We start from the raw sequence: 18,050 nt of genomic DNA on the forward strand, positions 1-18,050 counted from the left end.
ACTAGAGACAGATATGAATTCCGTTCCACTCACCAAATTCGGCGCTGAACTCCTGAAAGAAGAGCTGCACCAGCTCAAGACCAAGGAACGCCGCATTGTCATCGATGCCATCGCCGAAGCGCGTTCGCACGGCGACCTGTCCGAAAACGCCGAATACGATGCCGCCAAGGAGCGCCAGGCCTTCGTCGAAGGCCGTATCGCGGAACTGGAAGGCAAGCTGAGCTCGGCCCAGATCATCGACCCATCCACCCTGGACGCGGAAGGCCGCGTGGTGTTCGCCTCCACCGTGGACCTGGAAGACCTGGAATCAGGCCAGAAGGTGAGCTACCAGATCGTCGGCACCGATGAAGCCGACCTGAAGATGAGCAAGGTGTCGGTGACTTCGCCGATCGCCCGCGCCCTGATCGGCAAATACGCCGGCGACGTGGTGGAAGTGCAGGCCCCGTCCGGCCCGCGCGAATACGAGATCATCGACGTACGCTACGTTTGATGCTGCTGGCGAAAGTACGCCTGCTGGTGGCCGCCCTGTGGGCTGGCAGCCTGTGGGCGGTCGGCTACCTGGTGGCGCCGGCCCTGTTCGCATCGCTGGACCGCGTACTGGCCGGATCGATTGCCGGCCTGATGTTCCATGCCCAGGCCATGCTATCGCTGGGTTGCGGCGCCGCCATGGGCGTGCTGCTGTTCTTTGGCACCCGCGACTGGACGCCAAAGCGCCGCCGCTCGGTGCTGCTGATCGTGGTGGCGATGGTGATGTGTACGGTGGTTTCGCACTTTGGCCTGCAGCCGATGATGGCTGCGGCGAAGGCTTCGGGCGACGGCAGCTTCGGCAAGCTGCATGGGATTTCGAGCAGTATCTACCTGGCGCAGAGCCTGCTGGCTGGCTGGCTGGTCTGGAAGCAGTAAAACCGGCAAGTCAATGTCTGACCCGCAGGGTCAGACACTTGGCCAGCGATCGTCGCGTGTCGGGGTGTCTGACCCTGCGGGTCAGGCACCGGGCTACCGGCTTTAGGCAGCCGACTTCTTGGTGCCAACCTTCTTCTTGACCCGCTTGATAGTACCGCCAGCGGTAACGCGTTCGTTCCCCTTCAGCAGGACCTTGCTCACGGATGGCTTCTTGGTGCCGGAGGCGCTTGGCTTGACGATCGTTACCATGCGCATGCCTTTGCCGGCCTTGCCGGTCGAGGCCTTCTCGGCTTCCACGCGCGGGCGGTACAGCACGAGCAGCTTGCCGATATGCTGGACCGGCGCGGCGCCGGTCTTTTCGCAAATGGTTTCGTACATTTCGATGCGGGCTTCGCGGTCATCGCCGAAAACGCGCACCTTGATCAAGCCGTGGGAATCCAGGCCCAGCTCGATCTCCTTCATCACGGAAGGGGTCAGGCCGGATTCGCCAACGAGGACGATAGGCTTCAGGCCATGGGCTTCGGCGCGCAGGACGCTGCGTTCGGCAGGAGTAAGGTTCAGCATAGTTATTTTTGGATAGGTTCTCTTAAAGGCAGTATTCTACGCTAATGGCTAAGAACAAAATAAACAAAAACTGGTTGCACGACCATATTAACGATCCGTACGTGAAGGCCGCCCAGAAGGACGGATACCGTGCCCGGGCAGCCTATAAGCTGAAAGAGATCGACGAAGATGCCAAGTTGATCAAGCCCGGCCAGGTGATCGTGGACCTGGGCTGCACGCCCGGCTCCTGGGGCCAGTACACCCGCCGCAAGCTGGCGGGCAAGGAGGGCGGGGGCATCAATGGCACCATGATTGGCCTGGATATCCTGCCGATGGAGCCGATTGCCGACATGCACTTCATCCAGGGCGACTTCCGCGAGCAGGCAATCCTCGACCAGCTGGCCGAAGTGCTGCAAGGCCGCAAGGCGGACCTTGTGCTATCCGATATGGCGCCCAATTTATCCGGTATTGCGGTAGCCGATGCTGCCCGTATGGAAGACCTTATCGATATCGCCATCGATTTCAGCCAGCACCATATGAAACCGGGTGGCGCTTTATTGGTGAAATGCTTCAAGGACCTGGGATTCAGCCAGATCGTCGAGAAATTCCGGCGCGAATTCAAGACCGTGGTGCAGAAAAAGCCGAAAGCCAGCCGCGATAAATCGTCGGAAATCTTCTTGCTGGGCCGCGGGCTGAAAAATCCGGTGGAATAATGCCATTTTCGCTCTTGATTTAGCTGGAAAAACCCACATATCCGGCGCAGGAGTGTGCACCATAGGGCCGGTTTGTAGCACGGCCCGGGTTTAACGAGTAAAATCGAATTTCTGCTACAGGTAACTGGTGCGCTTTCGCATCCAAGGAGTTTTCGTGAATAACATGTTTTCCAAATCGGCTATCTGGGTCGTTGTAGCCTTGCTGTTATTTATGCTGTTTAAGCAATTTGACAGCCACAGCATCGCCGGCGGCGCAAAGCCTATCGCTTATTCCGATCTGCTGGATGAGGTCAAAGCGAAGCGCGTGAAAGATGTCCTGATTGAAGGGCAGACCATTACTGCCACCCGTGTTGACGATTCCAAAGTCCGCACCACCTCCACCTTCCTCGACCGCGGCCTGATCGGCGACCTGCGCGACAATGGCGTGCGCTTCGATGTGAAGCCGCCGGAAGAGCCGGGCATCCTGCAACAGGTCTTCGTGTCCTGGTTCCCGATGCTGCTGCTGATCGGCGTGTGGGTATTCTTCATGCGCCAGATGCAGGGCGGCGGCAAGGGCGGCGCGTTCTCCTTCGGCAAGTCGAAGGCGCGCATGCTGGACGAAACGAATAACACCGTGACCTTCGCCGACGTGGCAGGTTGCGATGAAGCCAAAGAGGAAGTGACCGAGATCGTCGACTTCCTGAAAGATCCGACCAAGTTCCAGAAACTGGGCGGCCGCATTCCACGCGGCGTGCTGATGGTTGGTCCTCCAGGTACTGGTAAGACCCTGCTGGCGCGCGCCATTGCTGGCGAAGCCAAGGTGCCGTTCTTCTCGATTTCCGGTTCGGACTTCGTTGAAATGTTCGTCGGCGTGGGTGCATCCCGTGTCCGCGACATGTTCGAGAACGCCAAGAAGCATTCGCCTTGCATCATCTTCATCGACGAGATCGACGCTGTGGGCCGCCATCGTGGCGCCGGCATGGGCGGCGGCAACGACGAGCGCGAACAGACCCTGAACCAGTTGCTGGTTGAGATGGACGGCTTTGAAGCATCGTCCGGCGTGATCGTGATTGCCGCAACCAACCGTGCCGACGTGCTGGACAAGGCGCTGCTGCGTCCAGGCCGTTTCGATCGTCAGGTTTCCGTTGGCCTGCCGGATATCCGCGGCCGCGAACAGATCCTGAACGTCCACATGCGCAAGGTGCCGATCAGCACCGACGTGAAAGCCGACATCCTGGCACGCGGCACCCCGGGCTTCTCCGGCGCCGACCTGGCCAACCTGGTTAACGAAGCCGCACTGTTTGCCGCGCGCCGCAACAAGCGCCTGGTCGACATGATCGACTTTGAAGATGCGAAGGACAAGATCTTCATGGGCCCGGAACGCAAGTCCATGGTAATCCGCGAAGAAGAGCGCCGCAACACCGCTTACCACGAGTCCGGCCACGCCGTGGTGGCCAAGCTGCTGCCGAAGGCTGACCCGGTCCACAAAGTAACCATCATGCCGCGCGGCTGGGCCCTGGGCCTGACCTGGCAGCTGCCTGAGCACGACAATATTTCGGGCTACAAGGACAAGATGCTGGAAGAGATTTCCATCCTGTTCGGCGGCCGTATCGCGGAAGAGATCTTCGTCGGCCAGATGTCGACCGGCGCCTCCAACGACTTCGCCCGCGCCACCAAGCTGGCCCGTGCCATGGTCACCAAGTACGGCATGTCCGATGCGCTGGGTGTGATGGTATATGAAGACAGCCAGAACGACGGCTGGCTGGGCGGCGCCAACAAGACCATCTCGGAAGCGACCCAGCAGAAAGTGGATGCGGAAATCCGCACCATCCTCGACACGCAATACGCCCTGGCGCGCAAGCTGCTGGAAGAGAACCGGGAAAAGGTCGAAGTGATGACCAAGGCCCTGCTGGAATGGGAAACCATTGATGCGGACCAGGTGAACGACATCATGGCTGGCCAGGAGCCGCGCCCGCCGAAGGCTGGCACCACCATCCGCAAACAGCCAGGCGCTGACGGCGGCTCGGGTTCCAACCCGAACCCGAACGCCACCGCCCCAGCTTAATCGCTTTTCAAAAAAGGGGACGTAACACATTTAAATGTGTTACGTCCCCTTTTTCCGCCACTATGCCTCAACACAAGTTCGGCCGATTCAACTTCCCGACCAGCCGCGCGCTGGTAATGGGCATCCTCAACGCTACTCCCGACTCCTTCAGCGACGGCGGCCAATTCGCCAGCCTGGACTATGCGATCACCCACGCCGAGCAAATGATCCGCGATGGCGTCGACATCATCGACATCGGTGGCGAAAGCAGCCGCCCCGGCGCACCAGCCGTTCCCCTGGATGAAGAACTGCGCCGTGTCATGCCCCTGATTTTTGCGCTGCGCGATTGCGGCAAGGCGATCAGTGTCGACACCTATAAACCGGAAGTCATGTGTGAAGCAGTACTGGCAGGGGTCGACATGATCAACGATATAAACGGTTTCCGCTCCCTAGGCGCAATCGAAGCCGTCAAGGATAGCGATTGTGCGTTGTGCATAATGCACATGATTGGTAATCCGACAACAATGCAATCCAACCCCGAGTACAATGATGTTGTGCGTGAAGTCACGGATTTCCTGGCTGAGCGCATTACTGCCCTGACCGGGGCAGGCATCGACAGGGAGCGCCTGTGGATCGACCCGGGCTTTGGGTTTGGCAAAACGGTAGAACATAATTACGCACTGCTGAAGGCCGGCAAACAGATGGTTGCCGAGCTCGGCGTACCGCTGCTGGCCGGCCTGTCGCGCAAATCGATGATCGGGGCGATCACGGGCAAGCCGGTCGAGCAGCGCCTGGCCGGCAGTATCGGCGGCGCGTTGGCAGCGGTCGCGCATGGCGCCCAGATCGTCAGGGTGCATGATGTAGCTGAGACCGTCGACGCACTTCGTGTGTGGCAGGCGGCGCATTAAGAAAAGGAAGAGAAGACAATATGGCACGCAAATATTTCGGTACTGATGGCGTACGCGGCCTCGTCGGCCAGGCGCCGATAACCCCCGATTTCGTCATGCGCCTGGGCTATGCCGCAGGCAAGGTGCTGGCCAAGACTGCCGCGACTGGCACGGCGCGCCCAGCCGTCCTGATCGGCAAGGACACCCGTATTTCCGGCTACATGCTGGAAGCTGCGCTGGAAGCAGGCTTTTCGGCTGCGGGCGTGGACGTCAAGCTGGCCGGTCCAATGCCGACCCCGGCAATTGCCTACCTGACGCGCGCGCTGCGTCTGCAAGCCGGCGTGGTGATCTCTGCGTCGCACAACCCGTTCCAGGACAACGGCATCAAATTCTTCTCCGACCAGGGCACCAAGCTGCCCGACGCAGTCGAGCTCGACATCGAAGCGATGCTGGAGCAGCCGATGGAATGCGTGTCGCCGGAAAAGCTGGGCCGCGCCCGCCGCCTGGATGACGCTCAGGGCCGCTACATCGAATTCTGCAAGAGCACCTTCCCGTACGAGCTGGACCTGCGCGGCCTGAAGGTCGTGGTCGACTGCGCCCACGGCGCCGCCTACAACATCGCCCCGCACGTATTCCACGAACTGGGTGCGGAAGTTGTCGCCATCGGCAACAAGCCTGACGGCCTGAACATCAACGACGGTGTCGGCGCCACGGCCCCGAAAGCCATGGCTGCCGCCGTGCTCGAGCACAAAGCCGACCTCGGCATCGCGCTGGACGGCGATGCTGACCGCCTGATCATGTGCGACGCAAGCGGCCGCCTGTACAACGGCGATGAGCTGCTGTATGTCATGGTGATGGATCGCGTGGCCAATGGCGGCGTAGCTGGTGCCGTTGGCACCTTGATGACCAATATGGCCGTCGAGGTGGCGCTGAAACAGAAGGGCATCGGCTTCGCGCGCGCCAAGGTTGGCGACCGCTACGTGCTGGAAGTGATGCAGGAAAAGGGCTGGATCCTGGGCGGCGAGGGCAGTGGCCACCTGCTGGCGCTGGACAAGCACAGCACCGGCGACGGCATCATCTCCGCGCTGCAAGTGCTGTCCGCGCTGAAGCGCAATGGCAAGACCCTGGCCGAAATCGCCGGCGAAGTCACGCTGTTCCCGCAAACCCTGATCAACGTGCGCGTGCCGGCCGGTTTCGACTGGCAGAAGAACGCAGCCATGGTCGCGGAAAAAGAGAAGGTGGAAGCCGAGCTGGGCGACACCGGCCGCGTGCTGATCCGTGCTTCCGGTACCGAGCCGCTGATCCGTGTGATGGTTGAAGCACGCGACGCCGACAAGGCCCAGAGCATGGCGCGCCGCATCGCGGACAAGGTTGAAACGGCCCTGGCGGCATAAAGTTGCCGCCGCGACATTGACGGATGATGCCTCGCCGGGGTATTATTCGTTTATCGGAGTGTAGCGCAGCCCGGTAGCGCACCTGCTTTGGGAGCAGGGGGTCCAAGGTTCGAATCCTTGTACTCCGACCAGGAAATTCTCGAGCGGGTTGTCTTCGGACAACCCGCTTTTCATTTGCGGCATGGCTTTTTTTGCTTCGCCCGCGACTCTGCCCTTAGCTCAGTTGGATAGAGCATCGGCCTTCTAAGCCGAGGGTCGCAGGTTCGATTCCTGCAGGGCAGGCCAATAACCACGGGCGTTATCTGAAATCCCGTGTATGTCTCCCAATCCCATCAGTATGTCATGTAAGCCCAATGTAAGCCCAATGTAAGCCATTGGAGGCTCGCTGTGCTGTCGTGGTCTCAATTCTGACTAGTAATCTTTTCCTGATGAGCTAACTTGATGATAGCGATATCGCCATGTACTTCACTGCGAAGGAGGGGAAGATGAACTGTCGCAACTATTGTCCAAAAGTCGATGTCGATCAAACCGTGCATGGGAATTCATATGCGACGTGTGATCATCGCTATACTGTGCTTTACTCAGGTAGTTTTGAGGAGCGCGTCAAGCTTCGTAAAGTGCTGGCTTCAAGGTAAGCGTCCGTTCAATACCGTATTGAATGAAGCGCCTACTTCCCTGATGATGTGAACACACCGCTGGGAAGCGGCGTGTAGTTAATTGGAAGGTGCGAGCTGCGCCGCGCAGTTCCAAGGCAGGAACTCGTTAACGCGGTTGACGGGGTGGTCGGCGATGTGGGCCAGCACATAGCGCAGCCAAGCTTCGGGGTCGACACCGTTTAGCTTGGCCGTGCCGATCAGCGCATAGATGGCGGCTGCGCGTTCGCCGCCGCTGTCTGCACCGGCAAACAGGTAGTTGCGGCGACCCAGGGCAACGCCGCGCAGGGCGCGCTCTGCGGCCGAGTTGTCGATCTCGATCTGGCCATCATCGCAATAGCGGGTCAGCGCTGGCCACAGCTTGAGCGAGTACGTGATGGCAGCGGCCGTGTCGGACTTGTTCGACAAGGTGGTGAGCGTGGCGCGCAGCCAGCGTTCAAGATCGTCCAGCAAGGGGCGTGCGCGCAGCAATCGAGCGTCGCGCCGCAGATCCGGTGGCTGGCCCTGGATCTCGGCTTCAATGGCATAGAGCGCGCCGATACGCCGCAACGCCTCGGTGGTCACGGTCGATGGCCGTGCCACATGCAGGTCATGGAATTTGCGTCGCGCGTGCGCCCAGCACGCGGCTTCGCGTACCTGGCCGCTGTCGAAGATGGCATCGAAGCCGGCATACGCATCGGCCTGAAGGATGCCTTTAAATTGGGCCAGGTGGGTTTGCGGGTGGATGCCTTTGCGATCTGGGCTATAGGCAAACCAGACAGCCGGCGGCACCGCCGATGCGCTGGCACGATCATCGCGCACATAGGTCCACAGGCGTGCCGTGCGCGTTGTACCGTTTCCAGGTGCAAGCACCGGAATTGGGGTGTCATCAGCATGCAGCTTGGTGGCGGCAAATACGTGGCACCGAACCGCATCAACCAAGGGGCGCAGCAAGCTGCTAGCGGCGCCAACCCAATTGGCCAGCAGCGAACGATCCAACTCGATGCCTTCGCGCGCATAGATCACGCTCTGGCGATACAGCGGCAGGTGGTCAGCGTACTTTGCCACCAGCACGTGAGCCAGCAGGCCAGGGCCAGCAATCCCTCGTTGCACCGGCCGACTTGGCGCAGGTGCCTGCACGATGACGTCGCAGCAGCTGCAGGCCAGCTTCGGACGCACGTGGCGGACCACGCGGAAGCTGGCTGGCACATATTCCAACTGCTCCGATACATCCTCGCCAAGGTGGCGCAAGCCGCCGCCGCATGCCGGGCAGGCATCTACCTCCGGGGTATGCACGCATTCATCGCGTGGCAGATGATCTGGCAACGGCTTGCGCGCCGCCTTGCGGCGCGCTGGCGGGTTGGACTCTGGTTCGGCCTCTTCGGCGGCGCCCGTTTCAGCCTCCAGGTCTTCCAACTTCAACTCCAGCTGCTCGATCTGGCGTTCCAACTTTTCGGAACGGCGGCCAAACTGCATGCGCTGCAGTTTGGCGATCAACAGCTTTAGGTGTTCAATCTCTGCCGCGCGGGTGTCGAGCTGCGCCGTCAGGCGCTGCACTTGCTCGTCGCGCGCCAACAGCATTGCCTTCAGGGCGGCAATGTCGTCAGGGAGATCGGTGGCGGTCAGCATGCGTCTCAGTTTACGAGAATGCTGTCATGTTTACAAGGCCGACTGTGGGCGCCAAGTTCGCTCGGGCCGGCGCCAGTCAATGCCTTCCAGTAGCATCGACAACTGCGCCTGCGTCAGTGCCACACTGCCGCTGCTGGCCTGTGGCCAGATGAAGCGGCCATGCTCAAGCCGTTTGGCCAACAGGCACAAGCCGTCGCCGGTCCACCACAACAATTTGATCAAATCACCGCGCCGGCCACGGAACACAAACACGTGGCCGCTAAATGGATCTTCCGCCAGCGCGGTCTCTACCTTCGCAGCCAGGCCGTTGAATCCGCTGCGCATGTCGGTGGTGCCGGCCGCCAGCCAGACTTTGGTTCCCGCCGGTAGGCCGATCATCGCAGCACCCGATCCAGTATTTGCGCCAACGTAGAGGGATCTGCTTGACCGTCAATGCGCAATCTCACACGCCCAATCTCCAGCGTGATGGCACCGGTGTTGGGCTGTTCCGGCACTGGCGCTGTTGTTGGCGCCGCCAACATCACCGGCAGCAACGCAGCCTCCTGCGTTGACCCATCGGGCACCGGCAGTTCCGCCTCGAACAACTTGCGCCAACTGAATACCTGGTTTGCGTTCACGCCGTGTTCGCGCGCTATGCGAGCGACCGAGGCGCCAGGCTCCAAGGTCAACGCGACGAGCCTGCGCTTAAACTCCAGGGAGTGGCGCCGGTAATTACCTCTCGGCGCGCGCTGAATGACTGGTTGAAAATTCGTGTCCATAATCAAATTTGTGGGCACAACTGCTGTGCCAAAATTCAATCATGGCTGGGACCTGCTAGACGGTCCAGACGGTGGTGACTGTACGCTTACGATCAATCCTCATTGCGGCAACCGGCTCAAGCGATTGGGGGCTCTGTCCGAGCTTTAAGGCTTAAGTCAAATCGGTTCCGTTGGCTAAGGGGGAAGGCCGATCTGCGTAGGTAAAAAATTTTCTGAAATTTTTTTGCAAAACTTAAAGCTGAACCTTCACTTAGTTTGACGCCGGGAATTTATCAGCGGGGTCTCATGCGTTACCAAGCACTAACGGGTCATGGCGTGAGTGGCTGTTGGACGCAAACAAAATATCGCTGGCGACATTTTGTCGGGGTCTGCAATGTAAATCTGGGCCTTGGTCAAAGTCGCTTTGGCGTACCGAGAAACCGCTTAGGAAGCGCAATAGCGTTTGACGGTAGATTCAGACAGCTTGAAGTGCTTCGCTGTCTCGCTGATTGACTTGATCTTCTCAAACTCCATACGCCAGGCTTTTACTGTAGGGGCGTCTGCTTTCGTGGGGCGACCTAGGCTTGCTCTCCCTCGATGGGTCCTGCCAGTTGCGGCAAGGGTGGCCTTGGCAAGATTGCGTCCCGCCGCAGTGCGTTCGCTAATGCGGGCACGTTCCATGTCGGCCACCTGTGCCAGTACAGCAACCACCAGTTCACCAGCGCCTCTGCCTATCTGGCCGAGGCCGTTGATCTCCAGCGTTACGCCTTTCTCAAGCAAAGCCCGAATCGTTGCTTGCACATCAATGGCATCGCGACCCAAACGGTCAACGGCATAGACGTGGATCGTGTCGCCTTCCCGGACATAGTTCAGCATGGCTGCAAAGCCAGGTCGGGAGGCGGCGGCAATAGGGCCTGAGACACCTTCGTCACAAAACTCTCGCTCAATCAACTTGGCCTTAGTCAAAGATGCCTTCTGGGTCTCGATTCCGTAAAGGGAAGCGCTTTTACGATGATCCAGCGCTCAGTACGGTCAAGCCAAACGAGAGCCCAGCGCGCGGGCACCGCTTTTTCGGTGCGCTCCTGGTGTCGGACCGCTAAGCGCTTCTGCCTGCCAATGCGACAGGGGAATTGTGCTTCATACGGGGGGCAGATTCAGATGCAAATTAATGGGGAGAGTGGGTCAATTTTCAGCGCAATTCAACACAACAGGTCGAACATGCAGTAGGTCACTGGAATTGAACCTTCGGCATAGCGGCGCAGGCGCGCGCGCAGTTGCAAAGCTTCGAAATCGCTTCGGCCGAGTTCGTCGAGGACGCACATTTCGCCGTCCACGATCGTCTGACCTCATTTTGGCTCAGCCAACGCGTCGCTGACCTTCTGGAACCATGTGGTGCAGTCGGCGCCGTCCCGTGAGCGCAGCTGGCACTGTCCATTGCCGAACTGTGCGAGAACACGGTAACCGTCAAATTTTGGCTCGGCACGTACGCATTCTCATCAGGAGGGGCGCGTTCCCGCTCATCGAGCAGCATGGGCTTCAGGCTCTCAATAGGGAGCATGTCTAAGTTACCCCTGGCGGTTACCGAGTTGAGCCCTAACGGCGTCGACGCTTGGGCCGACTTCCTTTACCAATTCGCGCCAGCGCTGTTCACTGATGCCCAGAGCGTCGGTCCAGTATCGAACCTCATGTTCTTCATTGACGTTGATGCGTGCGCGGTCCTGCGCACCCTTGTTTTTGAGATCGTCCATTTTATGGTCCTCCTGGACAAATTCTCCTGCACCCGCATGTACGTATCAGTTCGGGTCGAACGAAGCGAATTCCGAAATGTCTACTTCAGCGGACTGTCGTGCGACCCAACGGAACAAAAACCAACAAATGCCCCTGACTGTTTTAGTGATCCGTTGATTTGACGCAGATTCAGTGCAATGATTGCAGTCGTGAAATGGCATTTTGACAATTAATTGCGTTTTGCAACCCTGCTTGTTACCTAAAGGGAACAGAACATGTTATCGCGTCTTTATCCATCTGCGGTCCTGATTGCGTTTGCCATTGTCGTAACTGGGTGTAACTCGCTATCTATAAAAGGGGATGAGGAACTGAGGGTGGTCGTTACAGGATCAAGTTATACCCCGCCAGTTCCGGTTCCGGTATGGAACGTTTGGAAGCAAATTGGAACACCTTACGATTTCAGCGTAAAAACTGACGCCTTAGTCGAAAACGTGCCGCCGAACGAAAAATTTGCGCTTGTTGTTGATTTAGCCCTTTGGGTCCCGATGGCTGGGCAAAGAGAAACCGAAGTCAGCGAGTTGCTTCACGAAATAATCAAGAATAGTAAAAAGGATACGCTTGAACTAAAGGTGGTTGCAATACCAGATTCCGACTCCATCACGACATTAAAAGGAGGGCCATATTTTACAAATATTTCAATTGACGTAAAGAAATACCGCGATATATTGCGTGATTTTAAACCCGATAACGTGGGAGAAGAATTAAGTAGCGAGGAACGATCTAAGATTCGAGAGACTAGAATATTTAACCCGGCATTGAATTTGGGGCGAGGTGTGATTTTTTTTGAAACGGGACCGAACGAAACCGATGGAAGAATAGGATTGTCGTTTTGGATCGACGACCGCCCCGTCGATGAGCTCTCGATAAATGTTTGTATCAAGAGTTCACACTATTCTTGTAAACGGAAGCAAAGTGACACTCACCTAGGACTTTTGGGCCAGGAATCCCAAGTAAAGCCTGACGCTTCATTACATATTTTTGAGTTCGATGACAAAAATTTTGTTGGGGTGTTCTATTGTGGGACTTGCGGTTCCGGTATGACTCCGGGATACCAGACTTGGAAGAGCAATAGTTCATTCGAGAAATTTCAGGAGCTCTTCGACCAGCAATTCGTTCCCGCTTACACAGCGTCGGCATTGTATGATAGGCGTGCCACCGCTGCAGATTTACAGCATCAATATGAAATCGCTGGCGAAATTTTATTCAAAATGCTCTTTAAAAGCGAACGCCACGACGGTGAGTCGGTTGCAGCGCAGGCTGCGTTCGTATCGTTCGTGAACCAGGCTGGAAAAGCTGCGAAGAGTTCATCTCGACCGCCTCTTCTTTATACGCGAATATTCGCTAGAAATCGGTTCCCAAAATTGATCCCGCTCAATGTAATGTCGATTCCGTCCGGCGAAGGGCTAAGGTTCGTAGGTTTCGATGTGAATATAGAATCGTACTTTGATCTAGATGGGTCCTCTCAATCCAGCCAATGTATTCAAAAATTTGCATCACTATTGCCGATGAGCTCTGAAGATGACATGAGCTTAAAGAATGCTAGAGCAGCGTTAGGCGACTGGGCGCTGCGATTGGACCAGCCGGCTCACAACAGTAAGGTTTATGAATCTAAAGATATTGCCGCATTTGCGCGATGGTTAGCGCAAGGAGAGGAGAAGGACGCAGTAGGGATAATTACGCTAAGCCATAACTATGAGGAAAAACTTTGCTTCAATAGTGAGAAATGTGATGATTCAAATACAGTATATGGAGGAAATATCGGAAAGAATTTTTTGCTGCCTTCAGTAGCGATCCTTGATGGGTGCGGGACACTCAAAAGTGACGCCTCATGGTTCGGCGACTACCTAGCTTCTCAAGGGATATCGACCGTTATCGGAACAGCTGCGAATATTCGCGGCGAAATTGGTGGCCACTTCTTACGAATTTTTCTGGATATATTGGCGGAACACCGTGACGATCCGGCCTTTACGATTTCCGATGCCCGGTTCCTAGCGGTTAGAAAGCTCAGCTCGCTGATCGACGAGAGCAGTAACCATCGTAATCCTTTTGGACCAGCGGCGTTGAGCTACATGCTCGTTGGAAACGGGGCGCTCAAAATGTGCCCACCACCTGAAGTAATGCCACATTGACCTAAGAGGAAGCCATGAATGCAAGCCGACAGACTTTGGTTGTGATTTCAATGCTTTGCAGTTTTCCCGCTTTTGCAGAATTTGGAGGGGCGAAGGTCGTCCGAGTTCCTGAAGATGGGGTAGTAGAGAGATGTATTGATCCGTATAAAGACAAAGTCTGGTTGACGTTAAGAGCGCTTACCGTAAACAAAAACAAAGGCTGGTTTACGGAAGATAAGGATGTCTCAGTGCTAATTAATGCGCGCGTCCAGACCGATCCCATGCCATCGACTCCAATCTCGTTTCCTCTAATGTCCGTGGCGAAATTTGGTCCGGCCCAAGCGGGCCAAATATCTGTACCCATAGAATACGCGGTAGTCAGTGGGCTCAATTTGACGCAGGATAAGATTGTCTATACTGGTCTCGGCGTTGAAATTACACTGATTAACCTCAAAGACAGGAATAAGCTTGGAAATTCCCTGCAGGCACTAGACACGATTACTTCTAGCGCAAAATTGCCAATTCCATCGTCGCCATACATTCAGGCTGCTACCTATCTGACCAGTTTTGCGAACTCAGCAGTTCAGAAAGACATTGATGCACAAAAGGAGGACAAGGCTGTGGCGGGTGCCATGCAGTTCAACTTCGATCCTAATGGAGAGTGCAAAGCTGGAGATTTCGAAAAAACAGGCACTAAAGCGATCGTATCTTCGGAGGGCAATAAGAACGACGCTGGTTACGTCGATATATCGAATATGGGAGGTTATTGTTTTAAGGCAAAACTTAGTCCCAGCTTCACATTATCAGCTGCACAGAGCGGGGGCTCGGACTGTTCCCAAGTTGGTGCTGATAAATTCAGGGCGGTAAGTAATAACTATATTGGTTTGTATCTGAATAAACAGGTTGTGGGGCGGGTCCTTGGGCCATCTTCAGTGTCGGAGCGCGATCGTTCCGAGTCAATCAATCGATGCAGAGCCCACGGAAGCCCTGAACAAGTGTGTCGTTCCATTTATCAATGACGACAGAAGCAATATTGTTCCGATGGAATGGGGCTGTATTAGGAGGACTTGTTCCATTGGAAGATCAATTTGGTCGTTCATTTGTTTTAGCTCAAGTTTGACTCCTAGTAGTGAGGGAAATGGCGAACTCCGCCGACCTGCTTAACTGCCGTGCGTGGCACGCGATCAGCTACGAAGTCATCGTGCAAAAGGCGAACCGTGAGCAATCGGCTTCGATCAACTTCGCTGCCTACTTGAACCTTCCGTATACATAGCCAAGTACTCCAAGTCGTTTGCCAAACATTAGAACGCCCGCTTCTGAGGACCCTTAGCACTCGAACGATTCGTCTGATAGCACATTCATCGGATCGTGCTTTGAGCGTATGATGGGCGCATGCAAGGCAAATAGCCGCGAGCGCATCAGGAGCGCTATCTCCTAGCGATTGTTTGGCTCAATCGCATCTTGCCGAAGGCGTTGGTTAGCTCAACGTTTGGTCCTTGGCGAACCCAGTGGGCTGATCGGAAGCGAATTGAATGGGGAACTCAGCCGACGTTACGGCGGCGCAGGAGCGCCAGTGAAGCCAGGCCAATTGCCAGCAAGGGCAGTGAGCCTGGAACCGGCACTTTCGAGTTTTCCTCCGGCATGGCGGTCACGATGGTATCCAGGTCCAGCTGAATGTTCTTGCCTGCCATGAAGATGCCGCCCAGCTTGTTGCCCTGGTTGAAGTGCATATTGCTGTTGGCGCCGGAAGCGAACAGGGTGCCGAACCATTCACCCCAGGCGCCCTGCGTCCAGTTGCCAGTCGTTTCAGTGTAGATGTCGTTGGCGGTACCGTTCAGCATTTCGAAGTCGAAATTCGAGCCGATGTTCACGTGGTTTTTGATGAACAGCTTGATGGCGCCACCGGACAAGTCGAAGATGAACGCGCTCTCGGCACCGACAGTCAAGGAATCAAAGTAATACGTGCCTGCAGTCAGCTTCAGGGTGGAGTCGTACTCAAGGTTGACGTTGCCGTACTGGCCGCCCGCCAACACGGCCGTTGCGCCGGATTTGAGGCCGTATGCGTTTCCGCCCGACTTGAAATCGGTTGCAGGCGGCAAGGTATTCAGCGTTGGCGAATTCGTCTTGCCGGACACGTTGCCAGTCACATTGGCTTGATATTTCACTTCCACCTGGTTGCCGGCGGTGGCATTGCCTTTGATTTGCGAGTTCTGCTCAAGGGTGATGTTCCTGCCAGCTGCAACGTTGCCGGTTACCTGGGAGCCATACTTTACGGTGACGTTGCCTTTGGCGCCCACATCGCCAGTCACTTTGCTGCCTTGTTCCAGGGTGACGTTGTTGCCAGCGAAAAGGGTGAGTGGGGTGGCGTTAGCGAAAGCCGGGACCGTGAGAATGCCTGCGAGAGCGAGGAACTTTGGTTTCATGGATGGCATCTGAAATTTGCTTTTGGAAATTTTTAATAATCATAAGCAATTTTTAGGCCATGCATTTGTAAATCATTGATTTGTAGAGAAATGGCGTGGGTCAGGCATTCAGAAAGAATGCCGACTGTAAAGTTTCTCGACATTAAAAATCCAACAAAGATTGCTGTTTCTTTAATGTTGGCTTTTTCTTGGCAGCCGGGCGCGGATCTTCCCATGCCTGCATTAGTTCGTGCGGGTAGGGGCTGAGGAAGGCGCGGGCAACTTCAGGATCGCGGCAGGAGAGCCAGTCGCGGTAGGCTTCCGGTGGCACCACCACCAGGGTGCGCTTTTCGTCATCCGGCTTGTGGAAGCGGTTCAGTAAAGGGTGCTCATCGGCATTGATGGTCAGTTGCGTGAATGCGTGGCTAATGCTCCCGTCAGCTTCTTCCCAGCTGCGCCACATGCCGGCAACGGCAAAGGGCCTCTGGTCCGCCATGCTGATCTGCCAACGCACCGCCTTGCCGGACTCGTAATTTGGCTCGTAAAAACCGGTCATTGGAACCAGGCAAAGCTGGCTTGCACGCCAGTACTTGCTGTAGGAGCGCAGTTGGCCGATGGTTTCGCTGCGGGCGTTCATGGTGGTCAGCGATGGCATTGCGGCCGGAGCATGCCGACGCGGCACAAAGCCGAAAGACGCGACCAGGCATTCCGGCTGGCCGTCGAGGCCAAGACGGATGATGGGGGCGTCGTAGTCCTTCCAGGTTTCATCGGGCCATTCCATGCCGGCGAGCGTGGAGAGGTCGAGATCCATCATCTCCTGCAGGAGGTCGCGTGAAGTCGGGCGGTAATTAGTGCACATCGGCCTATGCTAACCGGAACGGGCTTGCTAAACTACTGTATATGCATACAGTTACACGAAAGCCGCTGACAGCCGCGCAACTTCGCGAAATCTGGCTTCGAAACCAGAATGAAGACATGCTCGCCGTGCTGTGGGAAGTCAAGCGCTTGCGTGGGCTGGTAGTGCGAGCGAGCCATCTGCATTGGACATTTCGCGATGAACTGAAGGACGAGCCGTGCTTGGAAGAGGATCGTCCGTTTGCCACGGAGAGGGAACTGCGGCGGCGGGCTAATGCAATCCGGAATGCGGACTGATAAGATCCCTGCATGAAAAAACTGCTCCTGGTGGGATCAACCGGCCTTGTCGGCCGTGAAGTGTTGAAGCTGGCGCTCGGCTCGCCGGAGGTTGGCCAGGTTGTCGCGCCTACGCGTCGCAGGCTGGCGCCGCATGCCAAACTGGTGGCGCCGATCGTGGACTTCGACCGGCTTCCGGCGCTGGAGCCCTGGTGGCAGGCCGATGCCGTGATCTGCACCCTGGGCACGACCATCAAGGTCGCGGGCTCGCAGGATGCCTTCCGCCAGGTGGACTACAGTTATCCGATGGCGGTGGCGCGATTGGCGCGCCAGCATGGCACGCCAACGTTTGTGCTGAATTCAGCACTGGGTGCGGACGCGGGATCGAGCGTTTTCTATAACCGCGTAAAGGGCGAGGCAGAGCATGGCGTGCGCTCGCTTGGCTTTGAAACGCTGGTGATTGCGCGGCCCGGTTTGATTGGTGGCATGAGGGAAGAATTCCGCCTCGGCGAAAAAATCCTGGTGCCGATCCTGTCGGCGCTTGGGCCGGTGCTGCCGCGCGCATGGCGCATCAACCCGGCCGGGAATATTGCCCGCGCCATGTTCGACGCGGCAATGCACCCGCAACCGGGTGAGCACATCATTACTTCGGACAGGATGGCCTGAGGCTCATTCTTCCAGCAGGCTGCGCAGCATCCACGCAGTTTTTTCATGCACGTCCAGGCGCTGGGTCAGCAGGTCGGCGGTCGGCTGGTCGTTGGCTTCGTCGACCACTGGCAGCAGCGAACGGGCTGTGCGGGCGGTTGCTTCCTGGGCGGTGACCAGGTGGCGCACCATGTCCATCGCCTTCGGCACGCCGGCCACTTCCTTGACGGTGCTTAGCTTGCCGAATTCGGCATAGGTGCCCGGCGCTGGATAGCCCAGCGCGCGGATGCGTTCTGCGATCAGGTCCAGCGCGGTCCACTGTTCGGTGTACTGCGTCATGAACATCTGGTGCAGGGAATTGAACATCGGGCCCTTGACGTTCCAGTGGAAGTTGTGGGTCATCAGGTAGAGCGAGTAGCTGTCGGCCAAGAGGCGGGACAGGCCATCGGCAATGCGTGCGCGGCTGTCGTCGGACAAGCCAATATCAATCTTCATTGCGTGTTCCTTTCGGTCAG

General features: G+C 56.9%; 18 protein-coding genes, 2 tRNA genes and 1 pseudogene. 11 read left to right on the forward strand and 10 right to left on the reverse strand.

Features of this window, described 5'->3' with window-relative positions; all coding sequences use genetic code 11:
* The first annotated feature begins 13 nt into the window (after window positions 1-13).
* Both greA and ACN9MU_RS13670 read left to right on the forward strand, forming a co-directional pair.
* On the forward strand, window positions 14-490 hold the full coding sequence (greA, locus tag ACN9MU_RS13665; RefSeq protein WP_426342481.1) for a transcription elongation factor GreA: 477 nt from the start codon (window positions 14-16) through the stop codon (window positions 488-490).
* Window positions 490-903 (forward strand): DUF4149 domain-containing protein, encoded by a 414-nt coding sequence (locus ACN9MU_RS13670; RefSeq protein WP_426171345.1) that lies wholly within the window; start codon window positions 490-492, stop codon window positions 901-903. The genes greA and ACN9MU_RS13670 overlap by 1 nt, the downstream gene beginning before the upstream one ends.
* A gap of 102 nt (window positions 904-1,005) precedes the next feature.
* On the opposite strand, the gene yhbY is transcribed toward ACN9MU_RS13670, so the two are convergent.
* The gene (gene yhbY, locus ACN9MU_RS13675) at window positions 1,006-1,467 is read right to left on the reverse strand and encodes a ribosome assembly RNA-binding protein YhbY (protein WP_426171346.1); all 462 of its coding nucleotides are present in this window, start codon (window positions 1,465-1,467) and stop codon (window positions 1,006-1,008) included.
* Window positions 1,468-1,511: 44 nt separating this feature from the next.
* On the opposite strand from yhbY, the gene ACN9MU_RS13680 reads away from it, so the two are divergent.
* From ACN9MU_RS13680 to ACN9MU_RS13705, 6 genes are all read left to right on the forward strand, one after another.
* On the forward strand, window positions 1,512-2,159 hold the full coding sequence (locus ACN9MU_RS13680; protein WP_130313709.1) for an RlmE family RNA methyltransferase: 648 nt from the start codon (window positions 1,512-1,514) through the stop codon (window positions 2,157-2,159).
* 154 nt (window positions 2,160-2,313) lie between these two features.
* On the forward strand, window positions 2,314-4,203 hold the full coding sequence (ftsH, locus tag ACN9MU_RS13685) for an ATP-dependent zinc metalloprotease FtsH (protein WP_426171348.1): 1,890 nt from the start codon (window positions 2,314-2,316) through the stop codon (window positions 4,201-4,203).
* Window positions 4,204-4,319: 116 nt separating this feature from the next.
* Window positions 4,320-5,090 carry a dihydropteroate synthase gene (folP, locus tag ACN9MU_RS13690; RefSeq protein ID WP_426322983.1) on the forward strand — a complete coding sequence of 257 codons (771 nt, stop codon included), beginning with the start codon at window positions 4,320-4,322 and terminating at the stop codon, window positions 5,088-5,090.
* A gap of 20 nt (window positions 5,091-5,110) precedes the next feature.
* Window positions 5,111-6,463, forward strand: coding sequence for a phosphoglucosamine mutase (glmM, locus tag ACN9MU_RS13695; protein ID WP_426322985.1), 1,353 nt, complete (start codon window positions 5,111-5,113; stop codon window positions 6,461-6,463).
* Window positions 6,464-6,517: 54 nt separating this feature from the next.
* A tRNA-Pro gene (locus ACN9MU_RS13700) sits at window positions 6,518-6,594 on the forward strand.
* A gap of 77 nt (window positions 6,595-6,671) precedes the next feature.
* Window positions 6,672-6,748 (forward strand) — tRNA-Arg (locus ACN9MU_RS13705).
* 428 nt (window positions 6,749-7,176) lie between these two features.
* Here ACN9MU_RS13705 and tnpC read toward each other — a convergent pair.
* From tnpC to ACN9MU_RS13735, 6 genes and pseudogenes are all read right to left on the reverse strand, one after another.
* Window positions 7,177-8,724, reverse strand: coding sequence for an IS66 family transposase (gene tnpC, locus ACN9MU_RS13710; protein ID WP_426317945.1), 1,548 nt, complete (start codon window positions 8,722-8,724; stop codon window positions 7,177-7,179).
* Between the two features lie 30 nt (window positions 8,725-8,754).
* On the reverse strand, window positions 8,755-9,102 hold the full coding sequence (tnpB, locus tag ACN9MU_RS13715) for an IS66 family insertion sequence element accessory protein TnpB (protein WP_426317946.1): 348 nt from the start codon (window positions 9,100-9,102) through the stop codon (window positions 8,755-8,757).
* Window positions 9,099-9,398 (reverse strand): annotated as a pseudogene (gene tnpA / locus ACN9MU_RS13720) (IS66-like element accessory protein TnpA); the annotation flags it as partial. The pseudogene tnpA and the gene tnpB, both read right to left, overlap by 4 nt.
* A gap of 507 nt (window positions 9,399-9,905) precedes the next feature.
* Window positions 9,906-10,481: a recombinase family protein gene (locus tag ACN9MU_RS13725; RefSeq protein WP_426344885.1), complete on the reverse strand. Its 576-nt coding sequence runs from the start codon at window positions 10,479-10,481 to the stop codon at window positions 9,906-9,908.
* Window positions 10,482-10,660: 179 nt separating this feature from the next.
* The gene (locus ACN9MU_RS13730; protein WP_426344733.1) at window positions 10,661-10,795 is read right to left on the reverse strand and encodes a hypothetical protein; all 135 of its coding nucleotides are present in this window, start codon (window positions 10,793-10,795) and stop codon (window positions 10,661-10,663) included.
* A 231-nt stretch (window positions 10,796-11,026) separates the two neighbouring features.
* Window positions 11,027-11,209, reverse strand: coding sequence for a DUF3606 domain-containing protein (locus ACN9MU_RS13735; RefSeq protein WP_426344734.1), 183 nt, complete (start codon window positions 11,207-11,209; stop codon window positions 11,027-11,029).
* A 255-nt stretch (window positions 11,210-11,464) separates the two neighbouring features.
* Between ACN9MU_RS13735 and ACN9MU_RS13740 the strand changes: the two genes are divergently transcribed.
* Window positions 11,465-13,378 carry a hypothetical protein gene (locus tag ACN9MU_RS13740; protein WP_426344735.1) on the forward strand — a complete coding sequence of 638 codons (1,914 nt, stop codon included), beginning with the start codon at window positions 11,465-11,467 and terminating at the stop codon, window positions 13,376-13,378.
* A 14-nt stretch (window positions 13,379-13,392) separates the two neighbouring features.
* Window positions 13,393-14,376 (forward strand): hypothetical protein, encoded by a 984-nt coding sequence (locus ACN9MU_RS13745; protein WP_426344736.1) that lies wholly within the window; start codon window positions 13,393-13,395, stop codon window positions 14,374-14,376.
* A gap of 522 nt (window positions 14,377-14,898) precedes the next feature.
* Here the strand turns inward: ACN9MU_RS13745 and ACN9MU_RS13750 are convergent.
* Both ACN9MU_RS13750 and ACN9MU_RS13755 read right to left on the reverse strand, forming a co-directional pair.
* Window positions 14,899-15,780, reverse strand: coding sequence for a DUF7305 domain-containing protein (locus ACN9MU_RS13750; RefSeq protein ID WP_426344737.1), 882 nt, complete (start codon window positions 15,778-15,780; stop codon window positions 14,899-14,901).
* A gap of 142 nt (window positions 15,781-15,922) precedes the next feature.
* Entirely contained in the window at window positions 15,923-16,618 is a 696-nt protein-coding gene (locus ACN9MU_RS13755) for an SOS response-associated peptidase (protein ID WP_426344738.1), read from the reverse strand.
* A 305-nt stretch (window positions 16,619-16,923) separates the two neighbouring features.
* Here ACN9MU_RS13755 and ACN9MU_RS13760 point away from each other — a divergent pair, with 305 nt between their 5' ends.
* Window positions 16,924-17,556: an NAD-dependent dehydratase gene (locus ACN9MU_RS13760; protein WP_426344739.1), complete on the forward strand. Its 633-nt coding sequence runs from the start codon at window positions 16,924-16,926 to the stop codon at window positions 17,554-17,556.
* Between the two features lie 3 nt (window positions 17,557-17,559).
* Here the strand turns inward: ACN9MU_RS13760 and ACN9MU_RS13765 are convergent, their stop codons facing one another.
* Window positions 17,560-18,030 (reverse strand): Dps family protein, encoded by a 471-nt coding sequence (locus tag ACN9MU_RS13765; protein ID WP_130313738.1) that lies wholly within the window; start codon window positions 18,028-18,030, stop codon window positions 17,560-17,562.
* Between the last annotated feature and the right edge of the window lie 20 nt (window positions 18,031-18,050).

The sequence above is a fragment of the Pseudoduganella sp. R-32 genome, from assembly GCF_049913245.1.
Taxonomy (GTDB): domain Bacteria; phylum Pseudomonadota; class Gammaproteobacteria; order Burkholderiales; family Burkholderiaceae_D; genus Rugamonas.